Source organism: Shewanella sp. Choline-02u-19 (genome assembly GCF_002836205.1).
GTDB lineage: Bacteria > Pseudomonadota > Gammaproteobacteria > Enterobacterales > Shewanellaceae > Shewanella.
In genome coordinates, this window is the sequence record NZ_PJBE01000012.1 from 909,283 (window position 1) to 923,740 (window position 14,458).

The 14,458-nt window shown below is 42.4% G+C and carries 14 protein-coding genes; 9 read left to right on the forward strand and 5 right to left on the reverse strand.

Features of this window, described 5'->3' with window-relative positions:
• Positions 1 to 209: 209 nt before the first annotated feature.
• Both CXF83_RS05985 and CXF83_RS05990 read left to right on the forward strand, forming a co-directional pair.
• Positions 210 to 1,982: an ABCB family ABC transporter ATP-binding protein/permease gene (locus CXF83_RS05985; RefSeq protein WP_101091318.1), complete on the forward strand. Its 1,773-nt coding sequence runs from the start codon at positions 210 to 212 to the stop codon at positions 1,980 to 1,982.
• A 422-nt stretch (positions 1,983 to 2,404) separates the two neighbouring features.
• Positions 2,405 to 2,668: a hypothetical protein gene (locus CXF83_RS05990; RefSeq protein WP_101091319.1), complete on the forward strand. Its 264-nt coding sequence runs from the start codon at positions 2,405 to 2,407 to the stop codon at positions 2,666 to 2,668.
• Here the strand turns inward: CXF83_RS05990 and CXF83_RS05995 are convergent.
• Positions 2,665 to 2,859 (reverse strand): hypothetical protein, encoded by a 195-nt coding sequence (locus CXF83_RS05995; RefSeq protein WP_101091320.1) that lies wholly within the window; start codon positions 2,857 to 2,859, stop codon positions 2,665 to 2,667. The genes CXF83_RS05990 and CXF83_RS05995 overlap by 4 nt on opposite strands.
• 167 nt (positions 2,860 to 3,026) lie before the next feature.
• Positions 3,027 to 3,572 (reverse strand): histidine phosphatase family protein, encoded by a 546-nt coding sequence (locus tag CXF83_RS06000; RefSeq protein ID WP_157822917.1) that lies wholly within the window; start codon positions 3,570 to 3,572, stop codon positions 3,027 to 3,029.
• 186 nt (positions 3,573 to 3,758) lie between these two features.
• Here CXF83_RS06000 and CXF83_RS06005 point away from each other — a divergent pair, with 186 nt between their 5' ends.
• The 6 genes from CXF83_RS06005 to CXF83_RS06030 all read left to right on the forward strand — a co-directional run bounded on the left by CXF83_RS06005 (position 3,759) and on the right by CXF83_RS06030 (position 10,720).
• Positions 3,759 to 4,508, forward strand: coding sequence for a ferredoxin--NADP reductase (locus tag CXF83_RS06005; RefSeq protein ID WP_101091322.1), 750 nt, complete (start codon positions 3,759 to 3,761; stop codon positions 4,506 to 4,508).
• Positions 4,509 to 4,517: 9 nt separating this feature from the next.
• Positions 4,518 to 5,114 (forward strand): glutathione S-transferase, encoded by a 597-nt coding sequence (locus CXF83_RS06010; protein WP_101091323.1) that lies wholly within the window; start codon positions 4,518 to 4,520, stop codon positions 5,112 to 5,114.
• 195 nt (positions 5,115 to 5,309) lie between these two features.
• A complete protein-coding gene (locus CXF83_RS06015) occupies positions 5,310 to 6,317 on the forward strand; it encodes a Fe(3+) ABC transporter substrate-binding protein (protein ID WP_101091324.1) in 1,008 nt (335 codons plus the stop codon).
• A gap of 480 nt (positions 6,318 to 6,797) precedes the next feature.
• Positions 6,798 to 8,429 (forward strand): ABC transporter permease, encoded by a 1,632-nt coding sequence (locus CXF83_RS06020; protein WP_101091325.1) that lies wholly within the window; start codon positions 6,798 to 6,800, stop codon positions 8,427 to 8,429.
• A 1-nt stretch (position 8,430) separates the two neighbouring features.
• Positions 8,431 to 9,459, forward strand: a complete 1,029-nt coding sequence (locus CXF83_RS06025; protein WP_101091326.1) for an ABC transporter ATP-binding protein — start codon at positions 8,431 to 8,433, stop codon at positions 9,457 to 9,459.
• 328 nt (positions 9,460 to 9,787) lie between these two features.
• Positions 9,788 to 10,720: a Dyp-type peroxidase gene (locus CXF83_RS06030; RefSeq protein ID WP_101091327.1), complete on the forward strand. Its 933-nt coding sequence runs from the start codon at positions 9,788 to 9,790 to the stop codon at positions 10,718 to 10,720.
• A 52-nt stretch (positions 10,721 to 10,772) separates the two neighbouring features.
• Here the strand turns inward: CXF83_RS06030 and CXF83_RS06035 are convergent, their stop codons facing one another.
• Positions 10,773 to 11,243: a cupin domain-containing protein gene (locus CXF83_RS06035; protein ID WP_101091328.1), complete on the reverse strand. Its 471-nt coding sequence runs from the start codon at positions 11,241 to 11,243 to the stop codon at positions 10,773 to 10,775.
• A 161-nt stretch (positions 11,244 to 11,404) separates the two neighbouring features.
• Positions 11,405 to 11,875 (reverse strand): transcriptional regulator ArgR, encoded by a 471-nt coding sequence (argR, locus tag CXF83_RS06040; protein ID WP_101091329.1) that lies wholly within the window; start codon positions 11,873 to 11,875, stop codon positions 11,405 to 11,407.
• Positions 11,876 to 12,226: 351 nt separating this feature from the next.
• Between argR and mdh the strand changes: the two genes are divergently transcribed.
• Positions 12,227 to 13,162 carry a malate dehydrogenase gene (gene mdh / locus CXF83_RS06045; RefSeq protein ID WP_101091330.1) on the forward strand — a complete coding sequence of 312 codons (936 nt, stop codon included), beginning with the start codon at positions 12,227 to 12,229 and terminating at the stop codon, positions 13,160 to 13,162.
• A 75-nt stretch (positions 13,163 to 13,237) separates the two neighbouring features.
• Here the strand turns inward: mdh and ispB are convergent, their stop codons facing one another.
• The gene (gene ispB, locus CXF83_RS06050; protein ID WP_101091331.1) at positions 13,238 to 14,209 is read right to left on the reverse strand and encodes an octaprenyl diphosphate synthase; all 972 of its coding nucleotides are present in this window, start codon (positions 14,207 to 14,209) and stop codon (positions 13,238 to 13,240) included.
• Positions 14,210 to 14,458: the final 249 nt, after the last annotated feature.

Genomic DNA, 14,458 nt, shown 5'->3' on the forward strand with positions numbered 1-14,458 from the left:
AGGTTATGAGAAAATATATGAGTAAATACCTTAGGTGACCAAAGACATCACAGAGATAGTGCTAAAGTAGTACTTTTTGTCGGTATATTTCAAGTGTAAATTTACATTTTTTTTACAGGTGTGAATAAGTTTATCGCCTTTTTAGCTGAATAAAGTCGCGTTAAATATCATCTATTTTTAGTTTTTATGTTTAACTTTTGGAAGTGTTCATGCGTCCCTCTTTATATTTCGACGGTCCTATCGGTAAGCTTAATTGGCATGTCATCAAACTGCTCTGGCCGTATTTGCTTGAATTTAAGCAACGAGTAGGCTTAGCGCTGTTGTGTTTAGTGGTGGCAAAGACAGCAAGTGTCGGGCTGCCCTTTGTGCTTAAAGCATTAGTCGATGGCTTGACGTTAAAGGGACCAGGGGAACTACTGGCGGTGCCGATAGGGTTAGTGATTGCTTATGGTTGTATGCGTTTACTCAACACCATTATCTCTGAAGTTAGAGATACGCTGTTTGGGCGAGTCACTGAACGTGCCATTCGACGCTTAGGCATGGCTGTGTTTGAGCATCTGCATCGACTCGATATGGCATTTCATTTAGAAAGGCGTACCGGTGGATTGTCGCGAGATATTGAACGTGGCACCAGTGGGGTGAGTTTTTTAATGCGCTTTATGGTATTCAATATCGTCCCCACACTATTGGAGATTGTGTTGGTGGTGGGCATTCTGTTTTACAACTACGGTGTTAGCTATGCGGCCGTTACACTATTGTCGGTGGTTGCCTATGGTGCATACTCTGTGGTGGCAACAGAGTGGCGTACAGGTTATGTCAGAGATGCCGCTAAAGCGGATTCGCTTTCTAGTACGCGCGCCGTCGATAGCCTATTGAATTACGAGACGGTGAAGTATTTTAATAATGAACAGTATGAAGCTAATCGTTATGACAGTGCCCTCGCTGACTGGGAAGAGGCGAAACGAAAGAACCGCTTGTCGTTATTTGCCCTGAACGCTGGGCAGGCTTGTATCATTTCTGTCGCGATGACATTGATGCTGGCAATGGCCGCGACGGATGTAGCACAGGGCGTGATGAGCATTGGTGACTTTGTGCTAATTAATGCATTTATGATGCAGCTCTTTATACCACTGAACTTTTTAGGCTTTGTTTACCGAGAGATCCGTGGTGCATTTGCGAATATTGAGCGCATGTTCAGTTTATTAGACAAAGAACCTTTGATTGAAGATATCGAGAATGCCAACACTGAAAGGCTAACTCAGGGAGTCGTTTCATTTGAGAATGTAAGCTTCAGTTACGATAGTCGCAATATTCTCGATGATGTTAGTTTTTCAATAAAATCTGGGCAAAAAGTCGCGATAGTCGGTGATAGCGGGGCGGGTAAATCGACGATCGTTAAGTTGCTGTTTAGGTTTTATGATGTCGTTTCTGGTTGTATTCGAATTGACGGGCAAGATATTCGTCAATTAAGCCAAGATACCTTGCGACAAGCGATTGCTATCGTGCCGCAAGACACTGTACTTTTTAATGATACGCTAATTGAGAATGTTCGTTACGGTCGCCCATCAGCGACAGATGATGAAATTGATGCTGCAATCAAAATGGCGCACCTCAGTGATTTTATTGCAAGCCTACCAGAAGGTGGCGACACCCGTGTCGGTGAGCGCGGTTTGAAACTGTCCGGGGGTGAGAAACAACGGGTTGCGATTGCGAGAGCGATTTTGAAACGTTCCCCTATCTTAGTGTTTGATGAAGCGACCTCGTCATTGGACAGTCATTCTGAACACGCTATTTTAACGGCATTGAAAGCGGCGGCTAAAGGCCATACCAGCCTCGTCATAGCGCACCGCTTATCGACCGTCGTCGATGCGGATCAAATTTTGGTGTTGAGCAAAGGTCGAGTGGTTGAAACGGGAACTCATAGCAGTCTATTAGAGGCCGGTGGTTTGTATTCAAAATTGTGGCGTATTCAACAAGAGTAACGATGGAGGATTTAAGTCCTTTCTACATAGTGTGACTGATTAGGTGTGGCTATAGTGAGTGGTTTTAAGATATCTCTGTATACAATTCAGCCTAGGTTCAGACTTGTGTACATATAATAGCTTTACATCAATACTTATTGCCTAAAATATCGGTTCATTCAGTGGTAATTCAGCGTTAGAGCCCCATGGGGAGTTCGAAGCTCATCATTATTCTATATCGAACGTTTGCAACCTAGCATGTGGATCTTTGAAATTCAGTCAACGGGAATGTTTAGACATCCCACTTCTGCTTTGCATTGGTTCACAAGGGAGTTTCCATAATCCCTTCAATACGCTTTGAGTTGAAAAGTTTGGGTGTTTCTGAATTGGCGACATATTTAATACAATAGGTATAACGTCATGATTATACAGAGAAGGTCACTATGAAAAACATACCTCTACTTGTAAATATCGAAGGACAGGGCAGCAAGGCTAGCACTGACTGGCTTGCTATTATGGCGACGCTTAAAAAGCGTGGTCTAGAAACAGATGAACTTGAAGTGGTTTATTTTGAATTGTGTGCCGGCATGAGAGTAACGACTCGCGGTTTGAGTTTAGCTAAAGCGAGTCCGGTAGACCCTTTAAAAGGACTGCTGCATGAGCCAAAATTCTCAGCTCGCGATTATGCTGGAATGCTAACAGCTTAATAGCTGATTTTGCCAATTTTCCAGCCATCACAGAGTAAGATTTTAGGCGCTGGTGTTTTCATCGGTTGTAAACTGATGATTTTCCCCTCTCTGTAGCAGATATATTCGCCTTCAATCACTGTCATGCGTTCGCAACTGTTACAACTTACAGACAATCCCATGTTTTGTGAGGGCGCATCTTTGTCATCCATTGCTGTGCCTCATATGTAAAAGATTACTATTTAGTTTAACTCCACAAAGAGGTATATCCTACCTGAGCTAATACTTATTTACTAAATATTCCGCAAACTAAGTCTCATTCACTTGAAATCAGACCATGCTTTTGGGTTATTCCATCAAACGGGGATGCGATTAAGCGTCATTGACCAAATTGAGATATCTCAAAGCTAACCTCACCAGATGGGTGAATGGTTAACTGATAAAGCTCGCCATAACTTGATTCATCTAAGGTCGCAATTTGTGGGCCTCCTAATGCTTTTATAATCAGTGGCACGGTATTGGAGTGACCGGCAATGACACTGTTGCCGTTCGAACTCTGCACCAGCGCAACTATCTCAGCAATATGGGCTTCAATTCCCTCTTTGGTACTGACAGTTGTAAGACTAATGTTATGAGCATCGACGAGTGGCTTAAGTGTCAGTTGGGTTCTGTGGTAGTTACTGGCGATGGCTTGAGAAACGGTTAAGTCTGTTAGTACTTGAGCAAGAGCTTGCGCTTGTTGGTAGCCTACGTCACTAAGAAGTGGATCACGTGAGCCATCGCTGAGCTTCTCGGCATGTCGAACCACAATGATAGTTTTGCTATCGATGGTATCGGTTATGTTTTGTGCTAGTGCCAAGGCACTATAATTGAAGGTAAGAGTTAAAACTATAAAGGCGATGATCGCCTTAAATAGGGTTGGCATAGTGGCGTCCTTGATATTTTTCTTGAGGGCTATCATAACTAAAAGTTACGCCTATAAAGCCTGAGTTGTTAAAGCTTATGCGTCTTTGAGTTCACTGTCCCTAACAAAATGTTGGCGTTAGATTAATCTTTCTGAATATGAAATAAAAGTTTATGCTGAAACGACGACGCACTTTTGGAGCAAGCTATGTGGATTGAAGGTAAAGTCATTGAGCGGAATGATTGGAGTGACAAGTTATTCTCATTAAAAATCAAAGTCGATATTGGAAATTTTATCGCGGGTCAATTTATTAAATTAAGTCGAGTCGTTGATGAGAAACGCATCGGCCGAGCTTACTCTCTGGTTAACCCACCTGGGACTGATTACATTGAGGTACTGGCGGTAGCGGTGGATGACGGCCAATTATCTCCAGATCTGCAAGCATTGTCTGCCGGTGACGTCATTGATGTTGCAACCAAAGCATCAGGTTTTATGACGCTTGATGAGCTACCTAAAGATGATAAGAAAGGTGAACACCTTTGGTTCCTTGCGACAGGTACAGCAGTTGGTCCTTTCATCTCTATGATGGAAACCGAAGAACCGTGGCAAAACTATCAGAAAGTAATCTTAGTCTATGGTGTTCGAGAAGCGCAGGATTTGGCTTATCTGCCGCTACTTAGGGCGTTGGAAAGCAAATATCCTTCACAGTTTAAATTAGTACTCTTGGTCACAAGAGAGCCTGTTGATGGGGCACTACGTTGCCGGATCCCTGATGGACTCTTAAGTGGTGAAATAGAAGCATTAGCGGGCGTCACTATTTCCGCCAATGAGTCTCAAGTGATGATTTGCGGTAATCCTGGAATGATCACCGATGCACAGCTGGTGCTAAAAAACAGAGGACTCGCCAAGAACTTACGCCGAGCGCCAGGACAAGTTACCGTCGAAAAATACTGGTAAGGTCAGATCATGAAACTGTATTATTCCGACGCTTCACCTTATGCCCGTTGTGTCCGTGTTTTTATTAGCTACCACAAGATTAAAGGGATTGAAGAGATTATTGCTAACCCCTTCGATAACTCTCCAGAACTGCTTAGAGTTAACCCTTTAGCAAAGATCCCCTGTTTGCAGCTAAATGATGGCTCGGCATTGTTTGATAGCGAAGTGATTATGCGTTTCTTAGACACTGAATTTGGCCAGTCTCGTTTATTTGGAATGAGAGTAAATAATTGGTCGCAACAGTGTCACTTTTCATTACTGAAAGGTATTTTTGATAGTGCGGTCTCACTTAGACAGGAGCAACTTCGAGATGAAGAGGGTTTGCGTTCTGCATTTTGGACATCGCGATTTGAGCAAGCATTATTAAGAGGCTTAAAAGAGATTGAAACCATTGGCATCACTCACTCTGCTGAGTTAACGGCATTGCAAGTCATGTTAGTTTGTCTATTGGAGTACATTGACTTTAGGCATCCCGATATACTTTGGCGAAATGTGGCTCCTGCACTCGGTCTTTGGCTGAAGGAAGCGCAGAAAGCTGATGCTTTTGTTGCCACAAGGCCCGCGTGACAACACGACTTCGCTTGTTAGTATTATGAATAAATAGAGGTTAATTAAGTATTTGCTAAGGTAAGTGGTGTATTTTGTTGGCAGAAATTACCACTAATGCTTGCTGTTCCAGCCTTGATTGATTACCCTACTTGCAATTGAGAATTATTATCACTGACGTGGTAGTTAAAGGTACATTGATAAAGGAGTAGGGCAATGAGAATGATCAACAGTCTAATGATGGTTGGGCTTTTATGTAGTGCAACTATGGTTAGTGCCGCTGAAAGGTTAACGGTCTACTCTTATCGACAAGCTTTTCTTATTGACCCTATTTTGACTGACTTTACTAAGCAAACGGGCATTGAAGTTGATGTCGTGTTTTCAAAGAAAGGCATCGCGGAGCGTATGTCGCGAGAAGGACGCTTGTCTAAAGCTGATATAGTACTGACTTCAGATTTCTATCGGTTAATGGAGTTGGTTAAGAAAGATCTTGTCATCCCAGCAAGCAGCGATACGCTAAAGCAAAATATTCCCCAAAAATACCGTTCACCAGATGACATGTGGTATGCATTAACCATGCGTGTCCGTAATATTTATAGCTCGAAAGAAAGACTGGGTAAGTTAGATATTAACTATGAAGATCTCGCCGACCCTAAGTATCTCGGTAAAATTTGCAGCCGAAGTGGTAAGCATCCTTATAATGTTTCTCTCGTCGCATCGATGATTGCGCACCATGGTGAACAAGACACTAAGACATGGCTACAAGGCTTAAAAGCCAATCTTGCGCGTAAGCCACAAGGTAATGACAGGGCCCAGGTTAAAGCGCTAAGCGAAGGTTTATGTGATATCGCCATTGGCAACAGCTATTATTTAGGCAAAATGCTACAAGATCCTAAACAGAAGCCATGGGCTGAAGCGGTTGAGATTAACTTCCCTAACCAAGATAACCGTGGTTCGCACATCAATGTATCAGGTATGGCGTTAGCCAAATACACTAAAAACCGTGACGCAGCTATTCAGTTGATGGAGTTTCTATCAAGTGATTCTGCGCAGCAAACCTATGCTGATGTGAACATGGAATATCCGGTTAAAGCTGATGTTAAACCATCGAAGTTAGTCGCCTCTTGGGGACAATTTAAAGCTGATGACTTGCCTATCTATAAGCTAGCTGAATACCATAGCGCTGCGATAAAACTATTGGATGAAGTGAAGTTTGATCTTTAGTGCAAGCTAGGCTTTTAAGGTTGGGCTAACGCTATCGTTATATAATGCATTAACGCGAATGCTTCGTGATAATATTCTCAGAACCTATCTTTATGATAGGTTTTGTTTTTTCTACATATTTTTATTTTTCATGGCTCCTATACCCATCCTACCTGAAGATGTAGGATTCGATGGGAGTTTAATGGGCTTTAATCACTGGTTCATTGCTCCAGGCTGAACCTAAGCACCTACATCCATGTAGGCGAGGCATTGATTGCCGCTAATGGTCATTGCCTTAGTAAAATCAATAACACAGAGTAAAGCCCACTCTAATAATATAAAAAGCATACCCATCGCAGAAGGCGTTGTGCAAGCCCACTTCGTTGTTGCACTCACTTAAAAGGGAATAACCATTTCTACGTTAATGCGCCTAGAATTGAACTGGCACAACGCCTCTGAAACGAGCATCTCCAAGCTGGATGGGTATAGGTATTTGACACCATGATATTAGGCTTAGCTAGACGCTGGTCTGTTGCAAGCTACACATTGGCACTGTTGATCGTGATGCCGCTTATCGCGCTTATTCTGCAATCACTGATGCCTGATGAAGCTGTTTTTGGTCATCTCATTGATACCGTTTTACCGACCTATATCAGCAATAGTTTGCTGCTAATGTTCTGGGTGGTGATAGGCGCTCTTCTACTGGCTATACCCGCCGCTTGGCTGGTGGCCAAATGTCGTTTCCCTGGCCGAAACATCTTCCAATGGGCATTATTGTTACCACTGGCAATGCCAGCCTATGTGGTCGCTTACGTGTACACGGACCTTTTGGATTATGCAGGTCCCGTGCAGCGAAGTCTGCGAGGCCTATTGGGCTGGCAAACGCCCCATGATTACTACTTTCCTGAAGTACGCTCTTTAGGCGGTGCAGCAATTATGCTGGCGTTGGTGCTTTTTCCGTACATTTATCTGCTAGCGCGCACCGCATTTATGGAGCAATCAGCAAGTTTAGGACATGCCGCACGCGTTATGGGGTGTAGTCCTTGGAAAAGCTTCTGGCGGCTTAGCTTACCTATGGCTAGGCCCGCTTTAGCCGTGGGAGCCACACTTGTTGCTATGGAAACGGCGGCAGATTTTGCCACTGTGAGTTATTTTGCGGTGCCCACATTAACCACGGCTGTTTATGATACTTGGTTTGAATATGGCAGTTTAACCGCTGCCGCAAAACTCTCTACTATTATGCTGTTTGTCATCTTTGCTATGATTGGTTTCGAGCGTTTTGCACGCCGAAAACAACAACTTTTCCAAAAACAGTCATCACCAGGAGAGTTAGATCGCTACTCGCTGAGTGGTGTAAAGGCATTTGCGGCTACTGGCTACTGCTTTGGCTTATTAACGCTCGCTTTTTTGCTGCCATTCGCTATTTTGCTGCAATATGCTTGGGGTTATTTTGCCGAGAGTTGGAATGCCAAATTTTTTGAGTACAGCTTTAATAGTTTATGGATTTCGCTATTGGTAAGCGTGATCTGTGTCTGCATCGGTATTGTTTTAATGTTTGTCAGAAGGGTGAGTCCTCGAAGAGCCGATATGTTGCCGTCAAGGTTAGCCTCTACTGGCTACGCTCTACCCGGTACCGTGTTGGCCATTGGTATTTTAGTGCCATTTACACAGCTTGATTTTGCGATTAATGATGTCGCTGAATATTTTGGTTTTGAAGGGCCGGGACTTATATTAACCGGTAGTGTTTTTATTCTTGTTTGTGCTTTTTGTATCCGTTTTGCCGCAATTGCAATTGGTAGTATAGAAAATAGCTATAAACGCATTTCGCCATCTTTAGATATGGCGAGTGTAACGTTAGGCTTAACCCCAAAAGCATTGCTGGCTAGGGTGCATGTCCCCTTGCTGCGAAAAGGAATATTTGCGGGATTATTATTGGTCTTTATTGAGTGTATGAAAGAGCTCCCGGCGGCTTTGTTACTCAGACCGATCGGTTTTGAAAATTTGGCGACGTATGTTTTTCAGTTTGTCTCTGATGAACAGCTAGAACATGGCGCTTTAGCCGCGATTGTTATCGTGTTGGTGGGGTTAGTCCCATTGATATACCTCAACCGTTCTTTGGAGCAAGAAAAGTAGTATGGCAACCTTACAAGTCAGCAATGTCCATAGCCAATACCAAAAACAAGTGGTGTTGAAAGGTCTCGATTTAACCGTTGAAAAAGGTGAAATTATTGCCTTGTTGGGGCCGAGTGGCTGCGGTAAAACGACACTGTTACGGGCTATCGCGGGTCTGCAAAATATTACCGAAGGCGAGATCGCAATCAATGGTAATACCGTGGTATCCGACAAAAAATTTGTCGCCAGTGAGAAGCGTGGGATCGGCATGATCTTTCAGGATTACGCTTTGTTTCCTCATCTTACAGTGGCAGAAAATATACTTTTTGGCGTGAAAATAGCGAATAAAGCACAACGAGTGACGCGACTAGATAAAATGTTGTCACTGGTAAAGTTGGACGGGCTAGGGGAGCGATATCCACACGAGCTATCGGGTGGTCAGCAGCAAAGGGTATCAATCGCTCGAGCGTTAGCCTATGAACCTGAGGTTCTTTTACTTGATGAGCCATTTTCAAATATAGATGCCAAGGTTCGTCGAGAGATGATGCTTGAGATCCGTCATATCCTAAAGCGACATAATATAAGTGCCGTTTTTGTAACTCATAGTAAAGATGAGGCGTTTGTTTTTGCTGATAAGCTCGCTTTGTTTAACCATGGTAAAATTGTTCAATGTGGTGACGCTGAGAAACTGTATCTATGCCCACAAGATAAGTATGTCGCTGACTTTTTAGGGGCTAGTAATTACTTACCTGCGAAAGTGATTGCGGATAAAACCGTGTCTACACTTATTGGTGATATTGAAAGTGACCGTCCGCTGATGGTGGCGCTAAATGATGAAGCTGAGCTTTTGTTAAGGCCACAGCACTTAGTCATATCTAAAAACGACAAGGGCTTAGGTGAAGTCATTGAGCGTCGTTTTCTTGGGCATGTCTGCCAGTATTTGGTCCAAATTGATGACATCACGCTCGATGTCCATAGTGAATGCTTAGATATCAATATTGGTGAAAAAGTGGCAATTACAGCAACACGACACCATTTAATTTTACTCTAACGGAGGTAGCACTAACCTAATATCTGCGCGTTTGAAGTGAGGTAAGAAAACATTGAGAGTTTAATTCATCGTTTAATGTGTTGTTTTTATCGCCGTTTAGTGACAATTTTAGTAAGCTTGGGTTTAGAGCGTTTAATATAAAATTAATTAACGGCTTACTCGTGCGCATGCTATAAGACAAAAGCAATGTGACACAAGTATAGCGCTTTGCAAGTAGGCTAAATATAAGTCTTTATTCTGGTTAATGTGCGTCAGGTAGAATTATTAGATGCTAAAGTTGTAGATAATATTGCCGATGATTAATGCAAAATAAGGGTTACATATAAAAATGGATAGTCAGGTTATGCCTCGTGAACAACTAGGAGTTTGTGCAGAAGGAAATTTGCACAGTGTCTATTTAATGTTTAATGCTAATGATGGTATCGAATCGCAAATGCGCCCATGTGTTGCAAATGTGGCCCAATATATTCACGATCTTGCAGATCAATTTGCGGATAGTGCATTCAACGGGTTTGTTGCCGTTGGGGCAAACTATTGGGATGCGCTTTACCCGGTAGGCAGACCACGCCAATTAAAGCCATTTCCTGCGATGAATCAAGAGAATAGAGATGCGCCGGCGATCGAATATGATCTCTTTGTGCAGCTGCGTGGTGATCGCTTCGATATTCTCCATTTAGTGGCCAATGAAGTGTGTCAAATGTTTGATGGACTCGTAGAGTTGATAGATGAAGAGCGCGGCTTCCGTTTTATGGATAGTCGCGACCTAACAGGCTTTGTTGACGGCACTGAAAACCCCAAGGGCCGCAGCCGTCAAAGTGTTGCACTGGTTGGAGATGAAGATAACGAGTTTAAAAACGGCAGTTATATTCATGTACAAAAATTTGCTCATAATTTGAGTAAGTGGAATCGACTGCCAGATAAGAAACAAGAAGATATCATTGGTCGTACCAAAGCTGAAAATATTGAATACGCCTCTGCAGATAAGCCATTAACAAGTCATATTAAGCGAGTTAATCTTAAAGATGATGACGGTAATTCAATGGAAATATTACGTCAAAGCATGCCTTATGGTTCGGTTAAAGAACAAGGTTTAATGTTTATCTCTATGTGTGGAAACTCGGTGAATTTTGAAAAAATGCTCGAAAGTATGATCTATGGTGATACAGAAGGTAATCATGATCATCTGATGCATTTTACTCAAGCACTAACAGGGTCATCCTTTTTTGTGCCATCGATAGATTTTTTAGAACGATCCGCATAAGCCTGGTTAATCTGTAAAAAAAACGCACAATAAGTGCGTTTTTTTATGCCTGCTATTTTTCTTGTTCTTCTTTATCGTTATTAAAGTAGCTAGTAGGGCTGCGGTCATAAACCTCATTCATACTCCGGACGAGTACTTTATTGGTTTCGGGATAAACAACGACATCATGGGTATCACGGCTACCGACCACTAAAAAAATGAAATCGGCATCGCTATTATTAACTATTTTATGGGCGATACCAGAGTTGGCTGTGAAGCAGATATATTTTCCTTCGCTAAAAACATGAGGTTCATCATCAATATAGAGAGTGGCTTCCCCTTGCATCGCGTAAATGTGTTCCTCTTCTTTAGTGTGATAATGAGCAAGTGCTGACGCCATGCCTGGTGCTACCTTTTCCATGGTTACGCCAACTTTTTCAGCCCCAGCAGTATCACCAATGTGCTTTTGATCACTGCCGTAATTATTTTCATGTGACCAAGACTCCCAGCCAACATCAGAAACATTAATCAGTTTGTTTTTCATCTTTATTATCCTCAACTTAGGAATGCTGCCCTACTGGCAGTATAACCATATTGATATAATAAAAAATAACATATTCAATATATTGTATAAAGGTAGCGTTGGCATTTGGCTTAAAGGGAGGTAGGGCGGCGTTTCCGCCCTTATTTTGCTGGCAGAAAAAGTTAATCCATGTAATTGAACAATGATTTAACCGTTTCTACTGTATCCACAATCATGTCGATATTTGACGGACTGATAAAGATAGTATCATCACCCGCTATCGTGCCTAGAATACCTTCTGGCTTACCTATCGAATCAAGTAATCGGGCGATTAACTGTGCCGCACCTGGGCTGGTTCGAACAACGATCATTGACTGGTTATGATCCACATCAAGTACAAGGTTTTTAAGTGGACTACCAGCAGTTGGTACACCAAGCTCAGCGGGTAAACAGTAAACCATTTGCTGTTTAGCATTTCGGGTTCGAACTGCGCCAAACTTACTCAGCATACGCGAGACTTTTGATTGGTTGATATTGCTAAAGCCTTCAGCTTGAAGCGCTATCACTATTTCACTTTGGGAGCCAAAACGCTCCTCTTTTAAGATCAACTTAAAGGTTCTAACGAGATCGTCCTGATTTTTGCTTGTTTGCATATATTATTATTCTTTATTCAAAAAAATCCGCTCTATGATGATTATATTCGCCTTTCATGTCAAATTTTATTCGTTTTTTTGAATAATAATTCACAGCGAGTTGTTTTGTTGAGCGGTACTAAATTCATTAGAGTATAAATTCTATTTATTTTTATACTGATCTTTTGCAAGCGATTTGATAGCAAAGCTAGACGGGCTGGGCGTTTAAAGCGATGGTAAGTGGCATTGTGAATCTAGAATAGAATGAACACGACTAAGGGATAATTGAATTTTAGTTGTGAATCCAGTACTGTTGCGCCATTAGAAAAGCGGATCTAAATCACAAAAATCCGAGAATTGACGGAGATAACTATGAAAGTTGCTGTACTTGGAGCTGCTGGCGGTATTGGCCAGGCGCTTGCCCTACTATTAAAAACTCAACTACCTGCGGGTTCAAAATTGTCGCTTTATGATATTGCACCTGTAACACCAGGTGTTGCCGTTGATTTAAGCCACATCCCAACAGCGGTTGAAGTAAAAGGATTTGCGGGTGAAGATCCTTCTGCTGCATTAGACGGTGCCGATGTGGTCCTTATTTCTGCGGGTGTTGCACGTAAGCCTGGTATGGATCGCTCAGATCTATTCAACATCAACGCTGGGATCGTAAGAAACCTTGTTGAAAAGTGTGCTGCGACTTGCCCTACCGCGCTTATCGCTATTATCACTAACCCTGTGAATACGACAGTTGCTATTGCTGCTGAAGTGCTTAAGAAAGCGGGTGTGTATGATAAGAACCGTTTATTCGGTGTGACGACGCTTGATGTTATTCGTTCTGAAACCTTTGTTGCTGCAGCAAAAGGCTTAAACGTAGCAGACGTTAAAGTGAACGTTATCGGTGGCCATAGTGGTGTGACTATTCTGCCACTTCTTTCACAGGTTAAAGGCGTTAGCTTTACTGATGAAGAAGTTGCAGCGTTAACAACGCGTATCCAAAATGCAGGTACTGAAGTTGTTGAAGCTAAAGCGGGTGGCGGTAGTGCGACACTTTCTATGGGACAAGCAGCTTGTCGTTTCGGTCTTTCTCTCGTTCGTGGCTTGCAAGGCGAAGCAAACGTTGTTGAATGTGCCTACGTAGATGGCGGCAGCGAACATGCTGAGTTTTTCGCTCAACCTATTGTTCTTGGTAAAAATGGTGTTGAAGAAGTATTAGCATATGGTGACGTTAGCGCATTTGAAGCAAGTGCTCGTGATGCAATGCTAGATACGCTAAAAGCAGATATTAAGCTTGGTATCGAATTTGTTAAGTAAGCTTACCTTTTGACAATGTAAGCCCTTAACGAAAAAACGGAGCCAATTGGCTCCGTTTTTATTGAGTCAATAAAACTAGTGACTACGCTGTACGGCTATCTTAGCCAGTGAAATTAGTGCTGTTTTGTATTCTGACTCTGGCAATATAGCTAATGCGGCGATAGCCTTGTTAGACTCTTCTATGGCTCGCTGTTCAGTATATTCAAGCGCACCACAACGCTTTAAGGCGCTTATAATCACTTCAATGTGCTCTGTACCGTCACCTTTTTCAATCGCTTCTCTAATGAGCGCTTTCTCTGTGTCGTTACCTTTGGCAATGGCAAAGATCAACGGTAAAGTTGGTTTTCCTTCAGCTAAATCATCACCTATGTTCTTACCTAGCTCTTCTGTTTCTGCTGTGTAATCAAGTAGGTCATCAGTTAATTGAAAGGCGGTACCCAAAAACTTACCATACTCAGCAAGTGCTGTTTGTATCTCTTCAGAGCTTTCGGCTAATAAACCCGCTAAGCGTGTTGCAGCTTCAAACAATTTTGCTGTCTTACAATAGATGACACGCATGTAGCTTTCTTCAGTGGTGTCTGGGTCGTTACAATTCATCAATTGCAGGACTTCACCTTCGGCGAGTACGTTAGTGGCGTCAGCGAGTATTTCAAGTACGTCTAAGCTTTTAAGCTCAGTCATCATTTGGAATGAACGCGTATAAAGGAAGTCACCCACTAATACACTGGCACTATTACCAAACAATGCATTCGCTGTTTCTCTGCCGCGACGGAGCATAGATTCATCAACGACGTCATCATGCAGTAGTGACGCTGTATGAATAAACTCGATTATTGCTGCCAACTTTAAGTGAGAATCACCTTTATAGTCGATTGCCCGAGCCGCTAAAATTGACAATAAAGGTCTTAAGCGTTTGCCGCCACCGTTAATAATATAAAAACCTAATTGATTAATTAGGGCTACATCTGACTCTAATTGTTTATAGATCAGTTGATTGACTGCTTGCATATCGCTATCAGCCAATTGACGAATGGCGTTTAAATCCATAAATAGACTCTGATTTGTTGGCTGCTATGACAATCAGCAGCTCATTTAAGACATAAATGTTATAATAGGGGGATTCTACCTAAATTTGTGCAGCAAGACAGTAGTTGTCGCTAATTCTGGGAGATATTTGGGTCTTTTTTTATTCTTACTGAATTAGCTCTTGTCAGATGCTAGTTCTTAGCGTAAACTCCGCGACCATTGTCATTAAAGCTTTTATAGCACCCCTGCATCAATCTAATATAGTTTGAG